The 24,141-nt window shown below is 62.4% G+C and carries 19 protein-coding genes and 1 tRNA gene; 6 read left to right on the forward strand and 14 right to left on the reverse strand.

Annotated features, from left to right (window positions below; translation table 11 throughout):
• Nucleotides 1–156 precede the first annotated feature (156 nt).
• The 9 genes from mfd to RWT78_RS17010 form a co-directional block, all read right to left on the reverse strand.
• Nucleotides 157–3,783, reverse strand: coding sequence for a transcription-repair coupling factor (gene mfd / locus RWT78_RS16970; protein ID WP_003946285.1), 3,627 nt, complete (start codon nt 3,781–3,783; stop codon nt 157–159).
• Nucleotides 3,784–3,911: 128 nt separating this feature from the next.
• Complete coding sequence (locus tag RWT78_RS16975) at nt 3,912–6,494, reverse strand: glycosyl hydrolase 2 galactose-binding domain-containing protein (RefSeq protein WP_314676822.1); 2,583 nt, start codon at nt 6,492–6,494, stop codon at nt 3,912–3,914.
• Between the two features lie 2 nt (nt 6,495–6,496).
• Nucleotides 6,497–7,483 (reverse strand): DUF1839 family protein, encoded by a 987-nt coding sequence (locus tag RWT78_RS16980; RefSeq protein ID WP_003946304.1) that lies wholly within the window; start codon nt 7,481–7,483, stop codon nt 6,497–6,499.
• On the reverse strand, nt 7,483–8,439 hold the full coding sequence (locus tag RWT78_RS16985; protein ID WP_007728880.1) for an amino acid--[acyl-carrier-protein] ligase: 957 nt from the start codon (nt 8,437–8,439) through the stop codon (nt 7,483–7,485). The genes RWT78_RS16980 and RWT78_RS16985 overlap by 1 nt, the downstream gene beginning before the upstream one ends.
• On the reverse strand, nt 8,436–9,626 hold the full coding sequence (locus tag RWT78_RS16990; RefSeq protein WP_003946288.1) for an acyl-CoA dehydrogenase family protein: 1,191 nt from the start codon (nt 9,624–9,626) through the stop codon (nt 8,436–8,438). Before RWT78_RS16990 ends, RWT78_RS16985 begins: the two co-directional genes overlap by 4 nt.
• Nucleotides 9,623–9,865 carry an acyl carrier protein gene (locus RWT78_RS16995; protein WP_003946296.1) on the reverse strand — a complete coding sequence of 81 codons (243 nt, stop codon included), beginning with the start codon at nt 9,863–9,865 and terminating at the stop codon, nt 9,623–9,625. Before RWT78_RS16995 ends, RWT78_RS16990 begins: the two co-directional genes overlap by 4 nt.
• Entirely contained in the window at nt 9,858–10,304 is a 447-nt protein-coding gene (locus RWT78_RS17000; protein ID WP_003946314.1) for a holo-ACP synthase, read from the reverse strand. The genes RWT78_RS16995 and RWT78_RS17000 overlap by 8 nt, the downstream gene beginning before the upstream one ends.
• Nucleotides 10,305–10,590: 286 nt before the next feature.
• A complete protein-coding gene (locus tag RWT78_RS17005; protein WP_003946317.1) occupies nt 10,591–11,232 on the reverse strand; it encodes a ScbR family autoregulator-binding transcription factor in 642 nt (213 codons plus the stop codon).
• 189 nt (nt 11,233–11,421) lie between these two features.
• Nucleotides 11,422–12,075 (reverse strand): TetR/AcrR family transcriptional regulator, encoded by a 654-nt coding sequence (locus RWT78_RS17010; RefSeq protein WP_003946303.1) that lies wholly within the window; start codon nt 12,073–12,075, stop codon nt 11,422–11,424.
• 154 nt (nt 12,076–12,229) lie between these two features.
• On the opposite strand from RWT78_RS17010, the gene RWT78_RS17015 reads away from it, so the two are divergent.
• The 6 genes from RWT78_RS17015 to RWT78_RS17040 all read left to right on the forward strand — a co-directional run bounded on the left by RWT78_RS17015 (nt 12,230) and on the right by RWT78_RS17040 (nt 18,323).
• Nucleotides 12,230–12,300: transfer RNA gene (locus RWT78_RS17015), tRNA-Gln, on the forward strand.
• A 76-nt stretch (nt 12,301–12,376) separates the two neighbouring features.
• The gene (glmU, locus tag RWT78_RS17020) at nt 12,377–13,828 is read left to right on the forward strand and encodes a bifunctional UDP-N-acetylglucosamine diphosphorylase/glucosamine-1-phosphate N-acetyltransferase GlmU (RefSeq protein ID WP_314676830.1); all 1,452 of its coding nucleotides are present in this window, start codon (nt 12,377–12,379) and stop codon (nt 13,826–13,828) included.
• A gap of 71 nt (nt 13,829–13,899) precedes the next feature.
• A complete protein-coding gene (locus RWT78_RS17025) occupies nt 13,900–14,880 on the forward strand; it encodes a ribose-phosphate diphosphokinase (RefSeq protein WP_003946284.1) in 981 nt (326 codons plus the stop codon).
• A 239-nt stretch (nt 14,881–15,119) separates the two neighbouring features.
• Nucleotides 15,120–15,776 (forward strand): hypothetical protein, encoded by a 657-nt coding sequence (locus RWT78_RS17030; protein WP_030536285.1) that lies wholly within the window; start codon nt 15,120–15,122, stop codon nt 15,774–15,776.
• Between the two features lie 79 nt (nt 15,777–15,855).
• On the forward strand, nt 15,856–17,436 hold the full coding sequence (locus RWT78_RS17035; protein ID WP_161120214.1) for an SLC13 family permease: 1,581 nt from the start codon (nt 15,856–15,858) through the stop codon (nt 17,434–17,436).
• Complete coding sequence (locus tag RWT78_RS17040) at nt 17,436–18,323, forward strand: cyclase family protein (RefSeq protein ID WP_314676834.1); 888 nt, start codon at nt 17,436–17,438, stop codon at nt 18,321–18,323. Before RWT78_RS17035 ends, RWT78_RS17040 begins: the two co-directional genes overlap by 1 nt.
• A 3-nt stretch (nt 18,324–18,326) precedes the next feature.
• Here the strand turns inward: RWT78_RS17040 and RWT78_RS17045 are convergent, their stop codons facing one another.
• The 5 genes from RWT78_RS17045 to egtA all read right to left on the reverse strand — a co-directional run bounded on the left by RWT78_RS17045 (nt 18,327) and on the right by egtA (nt 23,908).
• On the reverse strand, nt 18,327–19,532 hold the full coding sequence (locus RWT78_RS17045; RefSeq protein WP_314676836.1) for a PQQ-dependent sugar dehydrogenase: 1,206 nt from the start codon (nt 19,530–19,532) through the stop codon (nt 18,327–18,329).
• A gap of 132 nt (nt 19,533–19,664) precedes the next feature.
• A complete protein-coding gene (egtD, locus tag RWT78_RS17050; protein WP_314676838.1) occupies nt 19,665–20,636 on the reverse strand; it encodes an L-histidine N(alpha)-methyltransferase in 972 nt (323 codons plus the stop codon).
• Nucleotides 20,633–21,379, reverse strand: coding sequence for an ergothioneine biosynthesis protein EgtC (gene egtC / locus RWT78_RS17055; protein ID WP_314676840.1), 747 nt, complete (start codon nt 21,377–21,379; stop codon nt 20,633–20,635). The genes egtD and egtC overlap by 4 nt, the downstream gene beginning before the upstream one ends.
• A 1-nt stretch (nt 21,380) precedes the next feature.
• Nucleotides 21,381–22,688, reverse strand: a complete 1,308-nt coding sequence (egtB, locus tag RWT78_RS17060; RefSeq protein ID WP_314676842.1) for an ergothioneine biosynthesis protein EgtB — start codon at nt 22,686–22,688, stop codon at nt 21,381–21,383.
• Nucleotides 22,685–23,908: an ergothioneine biosynthesis glutamate--cysteine ligase EgtA gene (gene egtA / locus RWT78_RS17065; protein ID WP_054826087.1), complete on the reverse strand. Its 1,224-nt coding sequence runs from the start codon at nt 23,906–23,908 to the stop codon at nt 22,685–22,687. The genes egtB and egtA overlap by 4 nt, the downstream gene beginning before the upstream one ends.
• Nucleotides 23,909–24,141: the final 233 nt, after the last annotated feature.

A 24,141-nucleotide genomic window follows, 5' to 3' on the forward strand; every position in this document is an offset into this window, starting at 1 on the left:
AATCGGTCCCGAACCTGCGATGGCACATCTTCGGCAATCTCGACAGGACCGGCGAGGGCAGTCAAGGCATTAATTGGAACGGACATGGGGCGAAACGGGTCGAGCACGACCACAGTCGGCAGGTGGTCGCCATCTGATATCTCGTTCACCGTGTGCTCACGCCTCGACCAGGACGGCACCGGCGGCGCGCCCGTCAATCGCCAGGATGAAGTCCGCGATGTATTGAAGTAGTTCGACGTCCCGCAGGCGATCCGAGCCGACTCCGCCGGTGCGAGGCAGCGGGAGTTGCACGAGCCCGGTCGTTGCCCGGTACTGCGCGCTCGGATAGATCCTCTTGAGCCTGATCTGTTTGGAATCGGGCAGTGACATAGGCGAGATCTTGAGCTGAGTTCCGGTGACGGCGACTTCCTCCAGTTGATACTCGCGGCAGAGCAGTCGAAGCTTGGCCACCGAGATCAGCCGTCGAACCTCTTCGGGCAGTGGGCCGTAGCGATCGACCAGTTCTTCGACTACGGCAGCGATGCCGTCGGAATCAGTTGCCGCAGCAAGCTTGCGGTACCCCTCCAACCTGAGCCTGTCACTGGTGACGTAGTCGGGCGGGATGTGCGCGTCCACCGGTAGGTCGATCCGGACTTCCTTCGTGCCCTCGTCCATGGTGATCGGTTTGCCGTCGGCTGCAGCCCGGAAGGCTTCGACCGCCTCACCGACCAGCCTGACGTACAGATCGAACCCGACCCCCGCGACGTGGCCGGACTGCTCTGCGCCCAGAACGTTTCCGGCTCCACGGATTTCGAGGTCCTTCATCGCGACGGCCATACCCGCGCCGAGGTCCGAGTTCTGCGAAATCGTTGCCAGTCGGTCGTATGCCGTTTCCGTCAAAGGCTTTTCGGCCGGGTACAGGAAATAGGCGTATCCACGTTCACGACTACGCCCGACGCGTCCGCGAAGCTGATGCAACTGCGAGAGGCCCAGCGAATCCGCGCGTTCGACGATCAGTGTGTTCGCGTTCGAGATGTCCAGACCGGTTTCGATGATCGTGGTACAGACCAACACGTCGAAGTCGCGTTCCCAGAATCCTTGCACAGTCTTTTCGAGAGTGTCCTCGTTCATCTGACCGTGCGCGACGACGACGCGAGCCTCCGGGACGAGTTCGCGGATCTTCTTGGCTGCCTTGTCGATCGAGCTGACACGGTTATGAACGTAGAAGACCTGACCGTCGCGCAGAAGTTCACGCCGGATGGCCGCGGCAACCTGCTTGTCCGCATACGCGCCGACGTACGTGAGGATAGGATGACGTTCTTCCGGCGGTGTGAGGATCGTGGACATTTCACGGATCCCGGCCATGCTCATCTCGAGAGTACGAGGAATCGGGGTAGCCGACATCGTCAGGACGTCGACGTGGGTGCGTAGCGCCTTGATGTGTTCCTTGTGCTCAACTCCGAATCGCTGTTCCTCGTCGACGATCACAAGCCCGAGGTCCTTCCAGCGAATACCGGTCTGCAGCAACCTGTGAGTACCGACGACGATGTCGATCTCACCTTCCGCCATGCCTGCGATGATTTCCTTCGAGTCCTTGGCGTCGGTGAACCGGGACAGCCCTCGCACCTTTACCGGGAACGACGCCATTCGTTCGGTGAAGGTCTGAAGATGTTGCTGTGCAAGCAGAGTCGTCGGCACCAGCACCGCCACCTGCTTGCCGTCCTGCACTGCCTTGAACGCGGCGCGGACGGCGATCTCCGTCTTGCCGTACCCGACGTCACCGATGACCACCCGGTCCATCGGAACCGGCTTCTCCATGTCGGCCTTGACCTCACTGATAACGGTCAACTGGTCGATCGTCTCGGTGAACGCGAATGCGTCTTCGAGTTCCTTCTGCCACGGTGTGTCCGGGCCGAACGCATGCCCGGGAGCAGCCTGACGCGCTGCGTAGAGCTGAACCAGCTCGCCCGCGATCTCACGAACTGCCTTGCGGGCCTTACGCTTTGTGTTTGCCCAGTCGGATCCACCGAGCTTGCTCAGCGCCGGCAACTCCCCACCGACGTATCGGGAGAGTTGATCGAGCGATTCCATCGGGACGAACAGACGATCGCCCGGATGACCGCGCTTGCTCGGCGCGTATTCGATGACCAGGTATTCACGACGCGCCCCACCGATGGTGCGTTCGACCATTTCGACGAACCGGCCGATACCGTGCTGATCATGCACGACCATGTCCCCTGCCGACAGCGCGAGGGGATCAACCTGATTGCGGCGCTTGGCCGGCAAGCGCTTTCCGTCGCCGACCGCAGCAACGCGGTTGCCGGTCAGATCGGACTCGGTGACGATCACCATCCCAGGCGTCGAGTCGTCGCCGGCGAGTACCAGTCCGTCGTGCAGTGATCCGCGGAGCACCGCGACCTGTCCACGGGCGGGGGTAGCGCCGGCATCGAGCATCTTGGCGGGCACTTCGGCTTCACCGAGTCGCTCCACGACGCGGCTTGCGGTTCCGGCACCTGCCACCACGATCGCCGCGCGACCGCCCGTGCTCACGTGCGCCCGAAGGCTGACGAACAGCTCGGCCAACAGGTCGTCGGAACCGCGCACCTGCGGTGCCGCATGCACCGGGAGTTCGAGTTCTTCACCGTTTCCCGACGCCAGCGGGCTGACTGTCCACCAGGGTCGGCCGGCAGCTTCGGCAGATTCGCGAACATGACGAAGCGACCGGTACGCGGAGGCACCGAGATCGACTCCTCCGCCGTTGAGGATCGACGTGTCGAGCGGTGCAGCGCCGCCGATCGACGCCGCCGTCCACGATGCTTCCAAGAATTCCTGGCCGGTGCGCACCAGGTCGGTGGCGCGGGTGCGCACCTTTTCCGGATCACACAGAAGAATGTGCGCCCCTTCGGGAAGTACATCGGAAAGTAGCTGCAGTTCACCGGGTTTGAGAACCGGGAGCAGAGCTTCCATCCCCTCGACGGGGATACCTGCCGAGATCTTGTCCAGCATCTCGACCAACGACGCGTCAGCCTGGTTCTCAGCAGCGAGTGCGGCAGCTCGATCACGAACATCAGCTGTCAAAATCAGTTCACGACACGGCGGCGCGATCACGGAATCGACGTCGACGTCCGCTAGCGAACGCTGATCGGCAACTGAGAAGTAGCGAAGCTCCGATACCTCGTCACCCCAGAATTCGATACGGACCGGATGATCCGCCGTCGGCGAGAACAGGTCGAGAATGCCACCACGGACCGCGAACTCACCACGCTTTCCCACCATGTCGACGCGGCTGTACGCCATCTCCACCAGACGAACCAGAACGGAATCGAAATCGATCTCGGTGCCGACGCGCAACGTGATCGGTTCTATCTCGCCCAGGCCTGGCGCCATCGGCTGAACGAGAGAGCGCACCGTGGTGACGATCACCCGAAGTGGCGATCCGTACGAGGCGTCGTCTGGTCTGGCGAGTCTGCGCAGGACCTCCACCCGTCGCCCAACGGTATCCGCGCTCGGCGACAGTCGCTCGTGCGGCAATGTTTCCCACGACGGAAACTGCGCCACTCCTCCACCGAGCATCTCGGTGAGTTCCGAAGTCAGATCGTCGGCTTCACGACCGGTGGCTGTCACCAGCAGCACCGGCGTGCGAGCGGCGAGTGCAGCGGCGATGAACGGCCGAGCCGGCTTCGGAGCCACGATGTCCAAGGCGGCCGATCCGATGGATTCGATCACCGGAGTGAACGCGGCATCTGCGAGGGCGACCTCGGCGAGTCCAGCGAGCGCAGTCTGGGCAGAGGACAAGGAAGTCAACGAACGCGCTCCTGAACAGTGATGACGGGTTGCGGACGCACAGCCCGAGCGCAATATCCCCACCGAGGCAGAGTTGTGCGCCGGTTCGATTCTATCGGTGTGCGATCTCGCAGCGCAGTCCGATCCGTTCAGTTTCCCGTAGCACTCGTCTTCTTCGACGTCCGCTTGGACGGCGAGGATTGTGTGACCGGAGTGATCGGCGGCGCCACGGCCACACTCACGTGCGAGTTGAGCGCCCGAACGCGACCGATCACTTTCGTCGCCTGACCGGTTCTCCGTAGGCGTACAGTCCTGCGACCGTTCGGCGCGAGGTGGAACCAGGAGTCTTCGGGCTCGAAGCCCTGCAGTTCGAGGGCAACGTATTGGGCTGAAGCATCCGTCGAGACGTCGACTACCCACTCCGAGTCACCGACGTTGCGCGCTGTGGCAACAAGTCCGACCGATCGCTCGCGAGGCCGCGCCGGACCACCCAGGAGGTGGACCACTTCGTCCACCATCTCGCCGTCTTCGTCTTCGAGTGTGACGGTGACGGCGTCGTATGTCCGCGCCCCGAACTGAAAGACGTGAGTGAGGTCGGTGAAACGGCCGACAAGGCTGTCCACGGACCAGGTCAGACTCGAGTGCGATTCCACCTTGACCGGTAGCGCGACGTCGACCGGGACGACACCTGACCGACTGTGCGCTCGAAACCTGATCTCGCCGACGACAGGTTCGGCGGTCTCGTTGATCGCGTCGAGCCTCAATCCGTCCATACCGTCGTCCGTGACGAGGAGCGCGATCGGTTTGGCGCTCCTACGGAGCACGAACCACGGAGCTTTGGGGCTGCCGCTCCAATCGAGGACCCCCCATCCCGGTCCGGGCTCCAGGTCTCGCAGTGCGAGTGTCAAGGCGCCGTCGCACCGAGAGTCCGGGCGACGCCAGTATCCGAGCGTCGATGCGAACGCCTCACATACAGCTGCTCGCCCCAGGTCGAGATAGCGTTCCGGGTCGGACCACCGGACTTCACGAGCGTCTTCGCCGAAAAGCGCGTGGACGTAGTGGTCCCGAACATCCTCGAAATCCCACGACGATCCGTTGTCCCGAGGCACCGCGGCTTTCCATGCCGGGTGGTGCCCCGCGACGGCGAGTGAACCGAATTCGTTCTCGATCACCGCATTCGACGGTGGAATCGAAAATGCCAATGATTCGGTCGCAAAACGTACTCGCGCGCTGAGCACGTCGGCCAGTGGACGACGATAGGCACCCACCCCGAAGTAGTGAGCGACCCCGCTTCCGACATGAGTTGCCAATTGCTCGCCCCCGCGAGGCGCCGAGGGGGACGACGTCACGTACTCGAGTTCGGGTGCCACCGTCGAGATCAAGTCCGGCAGTCTCGAATGAATGAGCGGGATGTGCTGATCGACCAAGCCCAGCATGGTCGGCTGCTGTTCGGTCTCGCTGCCGCCGCAGAAGACTGCCAAAGCGGGATTTCCGCGCACTCTGTGCAAGAACGCGGTGACCTCGGCGGCAACAAGTTCGAAGAATTCGTCGGTGTCGGGCGGATCGAGCGTCGCCAACATCATGTCCTGCCACACGAGAATGCCCAGTCGCGCACATTCCTCCCAGAAGTGGTCGCTCTCGTAGACCATCGTCCCCGGGATTCGAATCATGTTCAGGCCCGCCTCAGCCAGGCGTTCCAAGACACGAGTTGTGCCGGCGTCGCCTTGAAGCGAGATCGGGTCGGTCGGCACCCACACCGAACCACGGCAGTACACCCGGATGCCGTTGACATACAAACGGAATCCACCATCGGATCTGTCGACCTCCACCGTCCGGAAGCCAACTGAACCGAGATGCTCGGAGACTCCGACCGCTTCCATCGTCACCGGATAAGTGCGCGGGGTGCCATGAGTGTGCGGCCACCACAACTTCGCTTCCGGCACTTCGACGACGCCGGACACCTCGAGAAATCCATCCGGTCCGGCGGATACTGCCAATTGCCGCGAGTGATCGCCGACGCGCACGGTCACGTACTCCAGCGAGGCCGGCAATCCGGTGAGCCGAGCACTGACGGCAACGCGACCGGTTGTGCCGTCAACACTCGCATGCTTGACAGCAGAGACTACGGCGGCAATCCCCTTGTCCAACAAGCGGATACCCCGCCACGGACCCACCGGTACCGGTACACCACTGAACACGGGAGCCATACCGAGCATCGTGGTTCGTATCCACCGAAGACCCTGTTCACGGACCATCGACGATCGCCAACGTCCTCGGGGACGCCTCGATCTCAAAATCGCGGAGAGAGAATGAAAATGAACAGCCACCTGGACACGTTTACCAGCGCCGACTCCGGCCGGAATGATCACTTCCCCAGGTGTGAACATGGATTCAGCGGACGCGACACGGACACCGCCTATCCAGACATCCGCAAACGCCGTCATCCCGTCGAACTGGAGCAGCCACGACCCCTCACCGGTCGCGGCCACGGTAGTCACGAACCACCAGTCCGACGATGAAACGGACGATTCTGAAACAGACGACGAAACGGACTTTGTGCGTCCGGCGTCCGTTTGCGCCGAACGTATCGCACCGACGACTGTTCCAGGCACGGACGCTGCGACCCACTCGGTCACGGCTTCGAGGGCATCCGGGTCGGATACGGATCCGGGTTCGGTTGCAGCGCATCGCCATATCGCGCCGGCCAGCAGGTCTGCTGACGAACGAGGCACTGTCAGACCAACCTCAGGTGTCGATGCGAGTCGACGCCGACTGTGTCGGCAACGATTTCCATCGCCCTCTTCCACGACACGGCCATCTCGTCGAGTTGCTCACGCGGGTCCACCGCGCGGCCCCTGGAGGCACGCGCCATCTGAAACTGCACGCTCTTGGCACCGGATGCCACTTTGCGGAAATCTGGCGCAGCTTCGCCTGTCCCGGAGAAACCTGCAGTGTCCAAGAACTCGCTGGCGTCGGCAGCCAGCTCCGCGCTGGCCCCGCACTGACGAAGTAGCCCGAAGGACCAGAGGTGAAACGCATCCATACCCGCCCCCTGCACCCATTCGAGGTCGTCGATCACCTTGCGTCCCAGCTCTCGCACGGGATTACCCACCGCTCGAACCGCTACATTCCGCCGAGCCACTTCGGCGATGTTTCCGGCGTTGGTCGCGTGAACCGGATTCAACCTGATCTGTTCGACGTAGGGCACGAACGAAGGAAGTGAGGAACGATCGAGATCGAAGACGCCGGAGAAATCGTCGCCTCGCAGCAAGTAGTACCCGCTGTTGTGAAAGTACTCGAGCTCGCCGGCAACGCGATCGATCCGATTGGGCACGATCGTGGTCTTGGTGTGCCCCTCGTGATAACTCGTTCCAAGAGTGTCGGGAAGCCAGTATCCGTCCACTTCAACCGTCGACAGCATCCCAACCGCGAGGTTGTCCTCGACGTGGATCAGCGGTGCCCGCCAGACGTTCATCTCGGCGACTTCGATTCCGTACAGCGCGTAGATGTCCTCGGCCTTGAGCTTGAGGAACGTCCACTGAGTCCCGTCGAACCGCGATGAGAAGGCACATGCCAATGCCGGGACGGGGTCCAATCCCAGCGAATGCAACACTTCGATCCACAGATCCGTGTAGCAGTTGGTCTGCGCCCACACGCGGTCGTCCTGGTGCAACGAATGGGGCCGGTAGCGATCAGGTGAAATGTCGATGAGCCGTGACATCAGATGCCCATTCGTTCACGAACGGAGGTTGGCCATGCAGCCACGTCAAGACCATGAGTCCGCAACAAGGACAACGCGATTCGCTCCATCCCGAAGCCGACGCACGAGCTGTGTGCCACCTCCCCCTCCGCCGTTCGGATATCGAAGTTGACACCGAAATGGTCGAGATGGTTGTTCGAGGACACGATCGCCGTGCCCTCGTCGAGATCTCCGTAGAGCCGAACCGTCAGTTCCGTCTTGAGATTCTCTTCACGCTGGTTGGCTGCAAGCATCTTTCCGGCGCGCCCGAAGAAAGGATCATTGGCGATCACCGGGGTAGCGTCGAGTTCGAGCCGGCCGAGCACCTCGAGCCCCCGCTCGATCCAATGCTCGCGATGCGCTCGCGCTGCCGCGGCGTCACCGATCGTCACGAACTCGTGCATCCGAAACGCTTGCATGCGAGCCGGATCGATGGCCGGTTCGTGCCGGAAGCAAAAACCGTAGATGTCCAGCAGCACTCCGCCTTCGGGCAGAACTCCGGTGTACCGCGCATAGGCAGGATGGCACGCTGCGGACACGAGCATGGTCTCGGTCGGCTCGAGGTGGCGGTCCCACGATTGTCCCTCGGCGCGATCGGCCAGCAGTCGCGCGTGATCGCGATTGGAACCGGCGAAGGTGTTGATGGCGCCGGTGAGGTTGGGAAACGAAGCGATGTAGTCGGTGCGCTCGAAACTGCTCCGCGGGAACACCGGCGGGAACCGCAGCCGAGTCGCGGCGTCGCCTGGCCCCGCTGCAATCACCACTCGGTCGATACCGTCGACGATGTCCTCGAACACGCCGGAACGCCCGTAGAGTCCCGGCACCTCCGTCTCGACGAGAAGTCCTTCGACGAGCAGTTCACGTTGAAATGCAGCCCGGGCCCGATCCAGATCGGTCTCGCCTGTCACAGTCTCGGTCGTCACAGTCTCGTTCGTCATAGCGTTCCCCGGTATCCGATAGCCATGTGCGCTGAACCTGCCATGATTCGATCGTTGTTCACCATCACCGCTGCGCCGTGCGCGTCACGAAGGTGCCGACCGAGCGAAAATTCGGTGTCCTCGCGATATCCCGAGATTCCACAGATCAACATTGTCTGCCCCACGATTTCCACCACCGCTGTCGATGCTGTGACTTTCAGGTTGTTCATCGCGAGCGAAAATCCCACCGCTCCCGTCGCCTCGAAATCGGCAACGCCTTCCTCCGCGTGGACTGCGCGGTCGTACCTGCGCGCAGAGGCACCGACGAGATCGGCGAATTGTTGTGCCGAAGCGGCAACTTCGGCGAGCCGCAGCGCTCCGGGGGAAGTGACCCCGGGCTGCTTGCGGGCGGCGGCACGCACGTACTTGCGCGCCTTCTCGACTGCAGCGTCGGCAATTCCCAACCACACCGAACTCCAGACGACGTGCGAGACCGGAAGCATCGTGTGGGTGGAGATATCGGAATACGGTACGCCGGCGACCATCTCCGGCGTCGAGGTGGCCCGAAGGATGTAACCGAGACTGCAAGTACCCCTCAGCCCCAGCGTGTTCCACTCGGTGGTGCGTTCGAGCGTCAGGTCTGGGGTACGACACACCACGAGAACCTGATCGTTCGGCTGACTCTCCGGTGTTCGCCGAGCCGTCACGACTATCGCGTCGGAGTGTTCACCGTACGAAATGACAGGCGCGTTCTTGATCAACAGCAGGTGACCGCCCAAGTCTTCCACCGCGCAGTAACTCCGGCTGACGTCACCACCGATTCCCAGCTCAGTGGTTGCCGATGCCAACAGCAATTGCTTGTCGACCGTTTCTTCGACAAACTCGCGTAGTGCTTCGGTGTTGCCGTGCTTGACCAACGAGTATATCTGCGTCTGATGCATCGCGAAAATCATTCCGCTTGCTGCACAGCGCGTTCCGATCACACGGGCGATCTGCGACACTTCCTGCAGCGAGAGCCCTTCGCCGCCTAGTTCCCTCGGCACAGCTACGGACAGCAGCCGTTCGCTTCGCATGGCGTCGACAGCTTCACGCGGAAACCTTGCTTCTGCATCGACTTCGTCGGCCCACACCGCTGCAACTTCGTCGGCCAACCGTGCGGCCCGCTCGAGGGCCGTTCCGGTGGAGCACTGCGATTGCGGAGCGTTCATGCAGCACCCAACTCCGTCAACGCACCCTCGATCGCCTTGACGCTTGCGAAAGTACTCTTCCGCAACAACTCGTCAGGGAACTCGATGTCGAACGAATCCTCCAGCGCCAACATGACATTCACGCTCGCGTGCGACGTCAAACCCAACTCGTAAAGATCGGCCTCTCCGTCGATCGTGCTCACGTCGACTGCCAGCCGACCGTGCTCGACGAGCACTTTCCGAATTGCCTGATCAATCATCAGCGATGTCGTCCTTCTTTTCGATGCGAGCGCCCGAGCGTGTTGCGATCACCATTGCGATGGCCACGTCCGCTTCGTGCGAGATAGATACTTGAAAATCGTGCAGATCCTGGGCCCGCGCGAGTTCCGCGGCATTACCGGACAGTGTCACCCCACAGCCACCCCACTCGGCCCGAGTGATTTCGATGGAACTCCACGGAACGGGAACGTCACCAGGCCGCAGTACCTTCACCACAGCCTCTTTGGCGGCGAAACGTGCAGCCAATCGTTGATCCCGCGCCGGCCCGGCGCACGTCTGCAATTCGTGCGGGGTGAAGGTCCGATCGAGATACCTCCGCCCGAAGAGTTCGATACTTCGAGTGACATCCACGACGTTCACTACGTCACAGCCGATCCGCGGGCCGATGTCGAGCATCGGCGTCGGCGCAGTGTCACCCATCTGTCGACTCCCCATCTGGGGTCGTACACGCCGGGCAGCCCCCTATGCGGCCCGGTGCGCCGACGCCGTCACCCTGCCCTGACAAACCTTCATTCTCAGCAATTCTTCAGCTACCGATAGAACATACCGCAATCCGAAGATTGACGGCAAGATCGGACTTCCAGATTCCCATCAACACTATAAACATACTCTCAGTTTGTTTCGAATGCAGAACAAAGAGAACAATGTCCCTACCAGGACATTTGCAGCAAATTGACGAAAGGAGCAGTGCGGAGAGCCAGTGATTTCAGTGATCACTGGCAAGGCGACGGGCCGCGAATTGCCTGAAGTACTCCACTTTCGATTCCGGGACCACGATCGGAAGTATCAGATTCCACGATGCCTTCATGGAGTCCGAAAGCTCACGAACGGTCCCGGTCGCGGCTGCCATCAGCCGAACTCCCGACGCAACTTCCAACAGGAAACGAGCAATGTCAGCAGAATCCGCGTCCGAACGCAGATCACCTTCGTCGGCGGCACGGCTGGCAAGTTCACGGTAAATGTCGAGCCACACGTCCAGAGTCGCCGGCCCGGAGCCCCGATAGTCCCCGATCTCGACCAACAAGCGGAACGTCGCTCTAACCATGGCGTCATGCGCACCGATGTCGACGATGACCGACGAAATACCGATCAGTGACTCGAGTGCGGGAGTTCGACGGTCCAACCAGAGCTCACATTTTGCGTCGAAACGTGCCGAACCCTCGTCTATCACCGCCCGCGCGAGTTCTTCCTTGGACCCGAAATGGAAGTACAGGGCGCCTTTGGTCACCTGCGACTCGGCGATGATCTCGCTCAAGCTGGCATTGGCATAGCCCAGGCGCAAGAACACACCCGCTGCTCCGCGCAGCACCGAATCACGGGTGGCTTCTGCCCGCTCTTGCCTCACCATCGATCCGGCCTCCAATCACCACACATCGAACGAATTCTTGGTCTTACCCGTTCACAGCGTCAAAATGGATGGCACGGTTCGGCATTCAACCCACCCTGCAAACAAATGAGACATTTGCCCATCAAACGATCGTGATACAGCGAACACAGCTTAGACCGCGATCCATCTCTGCGCGGCAGGCGCGCCTGGTTAACCCTCCAATTGTGGATCGGCTTCCAGATTCGTCAGCCCATTCCAACACAAATTCACGAGGTGAGCGGCGACAACTTCCTTCGACGGAGTCCGTTCGTCGAGCCACCAAGTAGCCGTAGTGGACACCATGCCGACAAGCGCCTGTGCGTACATCGTTGCTAGTCCGGGGTCGAAACCGCGTCTGGAGAAGTCCCCCGCCAACAGGTAGCCCACCTGACTGATCGCATCGTTGAGCAAGCTCGAATATGTCCCACTGGGCGCGACAACGGACGAATCGCGCACGAGTATCCGAAATCCGTCGGTGTGCTCTTCCACGTAGGTGAGCAAAGCCAACGCAACCCGCTCGACTCGAACTCTCGAGCGATTTTGTGAGAGCGAAGACGTGATCATCTCGAGGAGTCGCGACATCTCCCGGTCCACTACGACGGCGTACAGCCCCTCCTTGCCGCCGAAGTGCTCGTACACGACAGGCTTGGACACGTTCGCGCGCTGGGCGATCTCCTCGATCGAGGTCGCTTCGTATCCCCGTTCGGCGAACAATGCCCGCCCGATCTCGATCAGCTGTTGCCGACGTTGGGTACCGGTCATCCGGATCCGTGTCACTCGTTCGGGAACTGGATCCCCGCCACCCGAACCGGACACCGTCGCCATTGTCTTCCTCTCGCCGACACACAAATCACTGCTGTGGACGCTCAGCCTATCGGGACTTGAGGGGCCCGATCGGAGGAGCGGTTCGACCTACGGCGGGTCGGCATGCGATTATTCTTTCGCGCGTTCGGCCGCAAGGCTCGGCAATGCGTGGCAATCCGCCGTGGTGTAATGGCAGCACCTCTGATTTTGGTTCAGATAGTTCAGGTTCGAGTCCTGGCGGCGGAGCTGGTGAACAACATGCTTTCCCGAGCGGAATGTATGTCTTGATCGACAGTTTGATCGACAGAGGGAGCTCAAACCAGTGCAGACCGCCGTGATCGTTCTCGCAGCGGGTGCCGGTACACGAATGAAGTCGAAGACTCCCAAGGTCCTCCACACTCTCGCCGGACGCAGCATGCTGGCACATTCGCTTCACGCGGCAACCTCACTGAATCCCACGCACCTGGTGACCGTCGTCGGTCACGATCGTGAGCGTGTCACCGAAGCCGTGAACGCAGTCGCCGGGGAACTGGACCGTTCCGTCACCGTCGCTGTTCAGGACGAGCAGAAGGGCACCGGGCACGCTGTCAGTTGTGGGCTCGAGGGGTTGCCGGCCGACTTCTCCGGGACCGTACTCGTCACAGCCGCCGACGTGCCTCTGCTCGACGGAAAGACCATCGCAGACCTCCTCGCCCAGCACACGGCTGCTCCCGCGGCCGCGGTGCCGGTGTTGCCGGCGACGGCCGTCGACCCCACCGGCTACGGGCGAATCCTTCGTACGACGGACGGCGAGGTGAACGCCATAGTCGAGGAGAAGGAAGCCACCGATTCGCAGCGCTCGATCACCGAGGTCAATTCAGGGGTCTACGCCTTCGACTTCGAAACTCTGCGCGACGCGCTGGCGTCCCTCGACTCCAACAACGCACAACACGAGTTCTATCTCACCGATGTGATCATGATCGCCCGTCGCGCGGGCAAGCGTGTTCGTGCTCAGCACATCGCGGATTCGGTTCTCGTCGCGGGCGCCAACGATCGCGTGCAGCTCTCGACGCTCGCCCGCGAGATGAACCGTCGGATCCTCGAGAAGTGGATGCGTGCCGGCGTCACCGTCGTCGATCCTGCGAGCACATGGATAGATTGCGGCGTGCACGTCGCACAGGACGTGACGCTCCTGCCCGGAGTTCAGTTGACCGGCACGACCTCGGTGGGCGAAGACGCCGTGATCGGCCCGGATACCACCTTGGACAACGTGAGAGTCGGTGAGCGCGCAGTCGTCGTCCGCTCGCACGGGACCGACTCCGTTGTCGGCGCGGACGCGACTGTCGGCCCCTTCGCCTATCTCCGGCCTGGTACCCGCCTCGGGGCACACGGCAAGATCGGCGCTTACGTGGAAACCAAGAACGCGGATATCGGCGAGCATTCGAAGATTCCGCATCTTACCTACGTCGGCGACGCCACCATCGGCCATCACAGCAATATCGGAGCTTCGAGCGTCTTCGTCAATTACGACGGGGTGAACAAGAGCCGTACTGTGGTGGGGTCGCATGTCCGAACAGGCTCCGACACCATGTTCGTCGCCCCTCTCGTCGTGGGAGACGGCGCATACACGGGTGCGGGCACGGTCTTGAAGAACGACGTACCGCCTGGGGCGCTCGCCGTCTCGGGTGGGGTGCAGCGCAACATCGAGGGCTGGGTCCAGAAGAATCGTCCCGGCACACCCGCGGCCGATGCCGCTGCAGCAGCTGCACAACCTGACGGCCCTGCAACAACCTGACAGCCCTGCACAACAGACAGCACAGATCACCACCAGATCGACCGGCAAGTACAAAAGGACGGCATGAACCAGTGACTGCGAATTGGATCGACAACCAGAAGAACCTGATGTTGTTCTCGGGTCGCGCACATCCCGAGTTGGCGGAGCAGGTGGCGAAGGAACTCGACATCCGCGTCACCCCGCAGACCGCGCGCGACTTCGCGAACGGTGAGATCTTCGTTCGATTCGAAGAGTCGGTTCGCGGCTCCGATGCGTTCGTCCTGCAGAGTCATCCGGCACCGCTGAACACGTGGGTGATGGAGCAGCTCATCATGATCGACGCTCTCAAGCGTGGATCGGCAAAGCGCATCACCGCCGTTCTTCCGTTCTACCCGTACGCCCGCCAGGACAAGAAGCATCGCGGACGCGAGCCGATCTCCGCTCGCCTGATTGCCGACCTGCTCAAGACCGCCGGCGCCGATCGCATCATCACGGTCGACCTGCATACCGATCAGATCCAGGGCTTTTTCGACGGCCCCGTCGATCACATGCACGCACACAGCCAGTTGGCCAACCACATTCGCGCGGGCTACAACCTCGAGAACATCACGGTGGTGTCCCCCGATTCGGGGCGCGTTCGTGTCGCCGAGAAGTGGGCCGACTCGCTCGGCGGAGCACCGCTGGCATTCATTCACAAGACGCGCGACCCGTTGGTACCCAACCAGGTCAAGTCCAACCGCGTCGTCGGTGAGGTCGAAGGTCGCACCTGCATCCTGATCGACGACATGATCGACACCGGCGGAACCATCGCCGGCGCGGTCAAGGTGCTCAAGGAGGCCGGTGCAGGTGACGTCGTCATCGCTGCAACCCACGGCGTCCTCTCCGACCCTGCGGCCGAGCGTCTGTCGACGTGTGGCGCGAAGGAAGTTGTTGTCACCAACACACTTCCGATCGACGAGTCGAAGAAGTTCCCGACGCTGACGGTGCTGTCCATCGCACCGCTGCTCGCTCGCACCATCAAGGAAGTTTTCGAGAACGGTTCTGTGACTTCGCTGTTCAACGGCAGCGCCTAGTCTCGCGCCGCACTACGGGCGCGTACCTGTGACTTCACGGTCACCGGTACGCGCCCGTCGTCGTCTTCGTGAACCTCTCAGAAACAGACCACCCGGTCATCATGAAACCACCTGTGGGACACACGAATACCGCCGAATGCGACGATTGGCATGATCTTGATCACGCTACCGTCGAGAAACCCAGGTCGATGTTGGGGCGGTGTTCACCGCGCCGCAATCTTCGCCTAGTGTGGCTCGTCGTGATCGACGCGCAAACCCTGGAATCCCGGCCCGAATCTCATTCCCTGAATTCATCAGTTCCGACGATCCGGCGGTGGCGCCCAGGATCTTGTGTCTGGTGCGGAGACGACAACTCCGTGGACATGTTCCGCAACGAACCCCGCTGCGGAAAATGCCGTGAAAATGAAGGCATCATCGACGACGCCAAGCGCTTCCTCGGCATGTACGGTCTGCGCCCGCTCGGCGGCACGCTGCAGTCCGACGACGACGAAGAGCGCGAGTACCGCGTCAACGCACGCGAGGCACGCCGAGTCCTGAACGAGATCCGTATGGACGTCCTTCCCGATGCGGCCGCTGTTCGCAAGGCAATTCGGCCCCGCGCCGCAACGGTTGTCGCCGACACGTCACCCGCACGCGCTTCCCGCCCCGCCAGCACGGGCACAGCGACGCGTGTTGCCGCTCCGGTCAAGACCGACACCGTGGACATCGACACGCTCCAGACGCGCGTCCTAGGGCTTCTCGATCAGCTCGGTTCGATCGACGAGCAGATCAAGGTCGCCGAACTCGCACAAGGGTTGCCGGCTCGCGCACGACTGAGCGATCTGAACAAGCAGAAGGCCACGGTTCTTCGCACGCTGGCCGCTCTCGAGAAGGCCCGCATCGCCGCCTCCAACTAATTCTCCTCGCGTCCGTCCCACGGCCCCGTCTCACTTGCGAGACGGGGCCGTTCTGTATGAGCAGGTACCTTTACGAATCGTGAATGACATCACCATCACTTTCGTCGTGCTTGCACTGGTCGTGGCGCTGTTCGTGATCGGCCGAATCCCGGTCGGCATCATCGCGATCGGCACTGCCCTGGCGCTGTACGCCACCGGTGTGATCACGATGGAGCAGGCGCTCGCCGGATTCGGCGATCCCACGGTGGTGTTCATCGCCGCGCTTTTTGTCGTCAGCGAAGCCCTCGACGCCACCGGTGTCACCACGTGGGCGGGCGAGAAACTGCTGGCTAAAGTCGGCGAATCCCGAGTCCGTCTCGTGAGTGCGATCATGTTGCTGGTTGCCGCGTTGACCGCATTGATCAGCGTCAACGGGGCCGTAGCCGCGTTGGTACCGATGGTGGTCGTCTTGGCGGTACGTCTCGGTAAATCGACGTCACAACTGCTTCTGCCGTTGGCATTTGCCGCCCATGCCGGATCGATGCTCACCTTGACCGGAACACCGGTCAACATCATCGTTTCCGAAGCCGCCGAGGAATTCGGGGCCGGTGCTTTCGGGTTCTTCAGTTTCACCTTGGTCGGTGCGCCGCTCGTATTGGGAACGATTGCGATCGCCGTACTTCTCGGTCCTCACGTCCTCCCCCATCGTGCTGGGACGTCGATGTCGCCTGACCTGAGCCGGCATGCCAAGACCCTCGCGAAGCAGTATCAGCTCATGGGAAAGGATGCGCCGTCCGCAGAGCCCTTGATCACCAAGCACGACGGCGTGGTCGAAGTGATCATCCCGCCGCGCTCGGAAATGATCGGCGACAGGGCTTTTCCGGGCATGGTGACCGACAGTGGAGATCTGGTGATACTCGCAGTCCAGCGCGCCGGTGAGGACTGCGGCCCCAAGGGCGTCAAGTTGGCGGCCGGTGACACGCTTCTCCTGCAAGGAAGCTGGGACGATCTCGACACCCACACCGCCGTCGATCCGAACGTCCTCGTGGTCGACGCACCTGCCCAGATCCGTAAGCAGGCAGCCCCGTTGGGAACCCGCGCGGTCATCGCTCTCGTCGTCGTCGCGGCGATGGTAGTGATGCTGACGTTCGGATTGGTGCCGTCCGCGATAGCCGGACTCCTCGCGGCATGTGCGATGGTGCTGCTACGAGTCATCAGCGTCGAGCAGGCGCATCGGTCCATCTCGTGGACCACGTTGATTCTCGTCGGCGGAATGATCCCGCTGTCGACCGCAATCCAGCAGACCGGCGCGGCCGAAAAGCTCGCGCATGCGTTTGTCGACGTCGTCGGTGGGGCAAGCCCGTATGTCGTCGTCGCCGGACTCTTCGTCGTGACGGCGACTCTGGGCCAGCTGATCAGCAACACTGCAACCGCGTTGATCATCACGCCGATCGCGATCTCGGTCGCCATCGAACTCGACATCTCGGTGCTGCCCCTTCTGATGACGGTCACCGTCGCTGCCGCGGCCTCCTTCCTGACGCCTGTAGCCACTCCCGCGAACATGATGGTGATGGGCCCTGGTGGTTACAAGTTCGGCGACTACTGGAAGCTCGGACTCCCGATGTTGTTGTGGTTCCTGATAGTTGCAACGGTGTTGATCCCAGTGATCTGGAGTTTCTGATGTGCTCACCGAAGGTCTTGTCGGAGGTCTACGAATCAATCGGACGCGAGGGCAGGAAGATCAGCCGTCGATCGATGTTCGCGGCGCTGGGCACCGGTGCCCTCGGCGCGACCGTCATGGCCGGCGCTGTACAGCCCGCTGCGTCGGCAACGCCATCGGGTCGGACCATTGTCGATCTGACACACGTACTGACGCCGGAGTTCCCGGTGTGGCCGGGCGCGCGCTCGTTCGAGATGAGGAACCTGGCGAAGATCGCCGACGCCGGCGGGTCTCTGGGCTCGCTCGGCTCCGCCGGGTCAGGTGGAAAGTTCTACCTCAACGAACTCCGCCTCGAGGAACACACGGGTACTCACATCGACGCGCCCGCACACGCCAGTGCGGACGGGATCACCGTCGAGAAGATTCCGGTTGCCGACCTCGTCGTACCGATTGCGGTCGTCGACATCAGCGCCCGCGCCGCCGCCGACCCTGACACATTGCTCACCCACCAGGACATCCTCGATTGGGAAGCCGTCCATGGGACGATCGCTCCCCGCAGCCTGGTCGCGATGAACTCGGGTTGGGATAACCGGGCCGGTGCCGGTGGCGCCTACACGAATCGAGATCCACTCGGCGTGCAACACACACCGGGATTCAACCCCGAGGCGATCGACTTTCTCGTCCGCGAGCGCAACATAGTCGCCGTGGGCTCGGACACCCTCAGCATCGACGCGGGCCGAAGCACCACCCACGGGGCTCACCGAAGCGCTTTGGGCTCAGGAAAGTACGCAGTCGAAGCCCTTGCAAACCTGTCCGCACTTCCGGCCGTCGGCGCCACGGTGATGGTGGGAGCGCCGACGCATGCGGGTGGTTCCGGTGGTCCGTGCCGGGTCATCGCCTGGTGCTGAAGATCAGGGCGTGGGCGTCACCCGCAGCACCTTGTCGCCGGCGCCGTTGTCGGTGGTCACCAGGAGCGAGCCGTCGGGCGTCGGGGTCACCGACCGCAAGCGACCGAACTGGTTCTCCAACCCGAAGGTCTGCGCGTCGACCGAGCGTCCGTCGGCACTCAGGCGGAGGAAGATCAGTTCCTTGCTCTTGAGGCCACCCATTACGAGCGCACCGTCCCAGGCACCCCATGCAGCTCCACCGGTGAAGGCAGCGCTGGCGGTAGCCAACGTCGAGCTACCCGAACGCCACACCGCCGCAATTGCTCCCTGCACTCGCACCGGGTCGGTCATCGGCACGGATTCGTCGTACGTTCCGGGAAGCCGATCCGGGCGGTAGCCGTAATTTCCGCCGGGGGTAAGCAGGTTGACTTCGTCGTCGACGCTTGTGCCCTGTTCAACCGAGTACACCCGGCCGGTTCCGGGTTGCACGGCCAAGCCTTGGACGTTGCGGTGCCCGAGCGTGTAGACCGGGCTGGAAGCATTCGGATTCCCCGCCGCCGGAGTTCCGTCGGCGTTGATGTGCAAGACCTTGCCGCCCAGCGAATTCGGATCCTGGGGGACGCTCGGCGTCGCGGTGTCACCCGTCCCGACGAACAGCGTTCCGTCCTGCGCCGCAAGAATTCGGCAACCCCCGTGACGCCCGGACGAGACCGGGATTCCTGGCAATACAGTTCCGGTTCGCGTGAGTGCGGTCCATCCGGCGTCGACGGTCCACGCGATCACTCGAACGTCCGTGACTCCCCCAGCGCTGAATCCTTGGCAGGTGTACAGGGTGCGCGACTGAGCGAAGTCGCGAGCAAGCGCGATGCCCATGAGCCCGGTTTCGGACTGCGCGTAGAGATCCGAAAGGTCAGCAGCGACTGGACCTGTCGTGTTGTCGCCTCGGCGAACGAAGAATCCGCCGGATCGTTGTCCGGTCAGGATTGCACCGTCCGGGGCCGCCACCACGTCCCAAGGGTGGTCGAGTCCGTCGACCAGTGTGGTGACCGACAACTGCGGGAGGGTGTCCTCGATGGGTATGTCCGGGTCGTCGCTCCCCAACGATCCGGTGCTTCCGTTGCCGAAACTGCCGGGGTCGAAGGGGAATGGTTGAGCCACGCTCTGCGTTACCGGCATCACCAGTACTGCAGTCAGGGCCACGGTCAATGCGGCGAGCTTCGGATGACGCACGCGTTCTCCTCGGGTCGGAAACCGTTCTGCGCCTCACTATAAACAGACAAATCGGTCTGCGCTGCCGGAACCGAGCGCACAGAAGTCGTTCCCAGACGCGGAAACCCGCGTTTCGAGTCGATTAGTGAACGCTCACGCCCGCTGCGCGCACAACAGCGCGAAGCGCTGATCCTGATCCATCCACACCTTCCGTACCCCGAAGCCCGCGGACGCGAGTTCCGCGGCAATCCCCTCCTCGGTGAACTTCGCCGAGATCTCGGTGCGCAGCTGCTCGCCCGCTGCGAAGGTGATCTCCAGATCCAGGTCGTCGATATGCACCGAGACTTCACGAAGTGCTTCCAGACGCATCTCGATCCACTCGTTATCGGCATCCCAGAGCGCGACGTGACGGAAGTCCTCCAAGGGAAAGTTCGCTCCCAGTTGCTTGTTCAGGACCGAGAGAACATTGAGATTGAACTGAGCAGTCACACCGGCAGCGTCGTCGTAGGCGGGCACGAGGACTGCGGGATCGATCACCAATCCCACGCCCAGGATCAGGTTCTCACCGGGATCGAGCACCGCTGCAATGCCCGAGAGGAACTCGGCGCGTTCTGCCGGAACGAGATTGCCGAGAGTTCCACCGAGAAACGCGACCGCCCGCCGTCCACCACCTGGCAGATGATGCAGCGAACCGGTGAAGTCGCTGACCACTCCGAGCACGTCGATTACGGGAAACTCGGCACCGACTTGCTGCGCCGCACCTTCGAGGGCCGTCACCGAAACATCCTGCGGTACATACGTTCGCAGAGTTCCGCGAGCCGTCATCGCGTCGAGGAGCAACCGCGTCTTCTCAGAGGAACCTGAACCCAGTTCGATCAGGATCTCGGGTTCGGTCAACGCCGCGATCTCGTCGGCGTACCGAGCGAGCAGGCCGCGTTCGGTACGGGTGGGGTAATACTCGGGTAAGGCCGTGATCTCCTCGAACAGTTCACTTCCACGCGCGTCGTAGAACCATTTGGGCGAGAGCCACTTCGGCGTAGCGGTCAAGCCCTCCCTGGCCTCGGCTCGCAATGCGTCGACCGATTCGGCCGGTGTCAGATAAACCTCGAGCGTAGGGGTTTTCATTGTTCTCCCATCGGTATCGGGGTGATGATCAAATGGCCGGGACGCGCGCAGACGATGTGCCGGTCCGGCACCTGCTCCCAGTCCGGTGAACGATCGGACGGTTCGGAAACGATCAGTGCCCGCGACTCGTCGACCCGTGTGTACAACGTGTGGCCCCACGCCGTGGCCCACAGTTCCTGCCCGTCGCCGAACAGGAGGTTCAATCGTGAATCCGGTGCCGCCGCACCCACATCGTGAACGAGGCTCGTCACGGCGGCTTCCGCGGGCTTCGACTTCAACCGATGCCGAAGCACTGTCCACAACAAGGCAGCATCCGTCGGCGCGGGCATCTTCAGCAATTCGACGGCCGGAACTTCTGCTGCCAAGTCGGAGAGTGAGCCAGGCCAACCGGATACCGCTCCGTTGTGGCTGAAAGCGTAGGTTCCGTCGACGAACGGTGCGCAGGCACCGATCTCGACGGCCATCCCCTCCGTCGCGGAACGTACGGCGGCGAGAACGGATCCGGAAACGATGTGGGACAACGTCTCGTCGACTGTCGGGTCCGACCAGATCGGCGAGATACTGCGGTACCGTCCCTGCCTTCCACCGTTCCACCACACCGCGCCGAATCCGTCGGCATTGATGGTCCCGCCGCCACGCATCTCGCGAGGTGCCCACGACTGTCGCATCAGTGAGTTCTCGCCGTCGTGGAGGAGTTCACGAACCGAACGCGGCGGCCCGAGATACCCGAGGTGCCGACACATGTCAGGATCTACCCGAAATCGTTCTGGCGCAGCGAAAACCCGAGAAGATCTGGCGCCTGATCGGGTGGTCCCAGTTGCGGAACGTCCCCCGGCAGGCAACGCTGTCGGTCCCGAACGATCCCCCTCGCAACACTTTGTAGTCGCCGCCGAAGAACACCTCCGAATACTCCCGATACGGGAAGGCCCGGAAACCCGGATACGGATGGAAACCCGAAGACGTCCACTCCCACACGTCACCGATCAACTGCTCGACACCCGCTGCCGACGCACCCGCCGGGTACGAGCCGACGCCGGCGGGACCGAGATGGCGCTGACCGAGATTGGCATGATTCTCGTCTGCGGACACGTCCCCCCACGGGAATCGTCGCGATCTTCCGGATTCCGGATCCCACCGCGCTGCCTTTTCCCATTCCGCCTCGGTGGGAAGCCGTTTGCCTGCCCAACTCGCGTAGGCCTCGGCTTCGTAGAAGCTCACATGCACGACGGGCTTGTCCGGTGGGACCGGAGCCTCGACGCCGAAAGTCTCGTGCCACCAACCCGAACTGTCGCGTTCCCAGAACAGCGGTGCACGGAGTTTCGCGTCGACGCGATGCCGCCAACCGTCACGGGACCACAGTTCCGGTCGGGAATAGCCGCCGTCCTCGATGAATTCGACGAACTGCCCATTGGTGACCGGGAATCTGTCGATCGCGAAGTCGGTGAGATAGACCTGATGCGCCGTGCGCTCGTTGTCGAGTGCCCACGGTTCGTCGTCGGTCCCCATGACGAAGGGGCCGGCGGGAATCGTGACCTCGTCGAGTGCCGGCATGCGGGCCGCTTGCGGAGCGGGTGTCGCAACGAGTGCCGGTGGTCCCGAACGCAATTGGTGTGTTGCGAGCATGGTTTCGGCGTGTTGCTGCTCGTGCTGCGCGATCATCCCGAAGGCAAAACCGTCCATGTCGAGTTCTGTGCGTCCGAAGGTGCTGGCTTCGAGCACATCCCAGACCTTCCCGCGAACCGTACGTACGTATTCGCGCGCCTCGGCCGGGTTGAGCAGGGGAAGTGTGGGTCTCGACGATCTCGAATGCTTGAACGCGTCGTACAGCTCGTCTATGTCGCTACGCACCGGATCGCGGCCACCGACATCTCGCACCAGCCAGAGTTCCTCTTGATTGCCGATATGCGCCAGGTCCCACACGAGTGGACTCATCAACGGGGAATGCTGAGCGACCAATTCGGTATCGTCGACGCAGTCGGTGAGCAGCGTCGACCGCTCACGCGCTCGCAGAAGTACGGCCTCGACCGCTTCCTTGGTGATCTCCCCCGTCATGTGTCGCTCTCACCGGGCACAATTGCGCGACAACACCGTTCGGCTGCGGCATCGAGAAGACGGACAAACTGCGGCTCCGGCGCGTACGACGCGGCAAGCGACATCAGAGAGGTTGCCGCCGAACGCAGTTCGACGTCGTCCAAACCGTACTCTGCCGCATCCCGCCATCTCCCGGCCGTCGACGCTGCGGCATCACTCGCCTCACGCATCACGGCAGGCCCGGACAGCAACGCGTCGATCGCTGCTACCGGTACTCGCCACAGATCTCCCGGCTGCGCATCGATGTAGCGAACCTCCAGATGGCCGACAGCGCGAACCGGCGGGAACAGCGTGGACAGGTGATAGTCCAAGTCCGCCCAGACGGGTCGGCGTCCGATCTCGGCATCCACAGCGCCGTCTATCCAGTCCCCGAAAGTGGCACCCCGCGGAGCCGTCCAATCGTCGCCCTCGTTTCGCACACACATCAGCGGAACATCGAGCGCCCAGCCGGCGTAGTCCTGCACTTCCGGGACTGCGACCGTTCGCCAGGAATCGAGTTCGAGCCACGTCCGCATGCGTTGGGACGCCCAATCCCCTCTCGGAACCCCTTGCAAGCGTGGAGAACACGCAAACGCAGCGATGAGCGCCGGCCCCATGTCCCCGAGGAGCCGCCAACGCTGGGCAATGGACTCCGGGCTGCCGCCGGCATCGACACTAACCTGCACTGCTGCTGTATTGCACATCATCAAGGTGCCGTACGGTCCTATCCCGGCGAAGCGGGATTCCATAGCGCAATAACGTGGCAACCGGAGAATCCGGGAAGGTGGGCGGGCGACGTCGGCCGCGGCAGAACTGATTTCGATGGAGTACGACGCGAGGAGTGTTTCGAGAGTACGACGGTCTTCGTCGAGACAGTCACACAGTTCTCGGGCGGACGTCCGCGGCGCTGACGAGAGTTCGATCTGTCCGCCAGGTTCTACGGTGACGAGGCTGCCACGAGGAAGCGGAACCGCTGGTGAATCCGGGTCGATACTGGTGGGTGCGTGTCGCCCGAGTGCCTTTGCCAGAGTCGCTGCTGACGGCCGCTCCCCACCGGGAACCTGGCTGGTCAGCCACTCGAGCTCAGCTCCGACCAAACGGGGTGGCCCCTGTTTGAAGCACACACCACCGACGTAGGCCTCGGCCGCAGGACGTGAATCCACCTGCGTGGTCTGTGCTGCTGTCAACGCTGCTGTCACCATTCGACTTCCCCTTCGGGCGGTCTTCGCGGTCGCTACCGACGATAGAACGCCAACGTCCGAGATGCACCCTTTGTGGTGTTACGTGTCGTTGAATTTCTTCAGTCGTATCCACCGGTACCCACAACCGGCCAGAACCACACCTGCGCCGGAAACAACCGCGATCCACGGAAGTGTGACCACCAGAACGACACAACCAGCCGCGCCGACCGCTTGCAGCCACTTCGGATACATCC

Source organism: uncultured Rhodococcus sp., assembly GCF_963525155.1.
GTDB classification, from domain to species: domain Bacteria; phylum Actinomycetota; class Actinomycetes; order Mycobacteriales; family Mycobacteriaceae; genus Rhodococcus_F; species Rhodococcus_F qingshengii.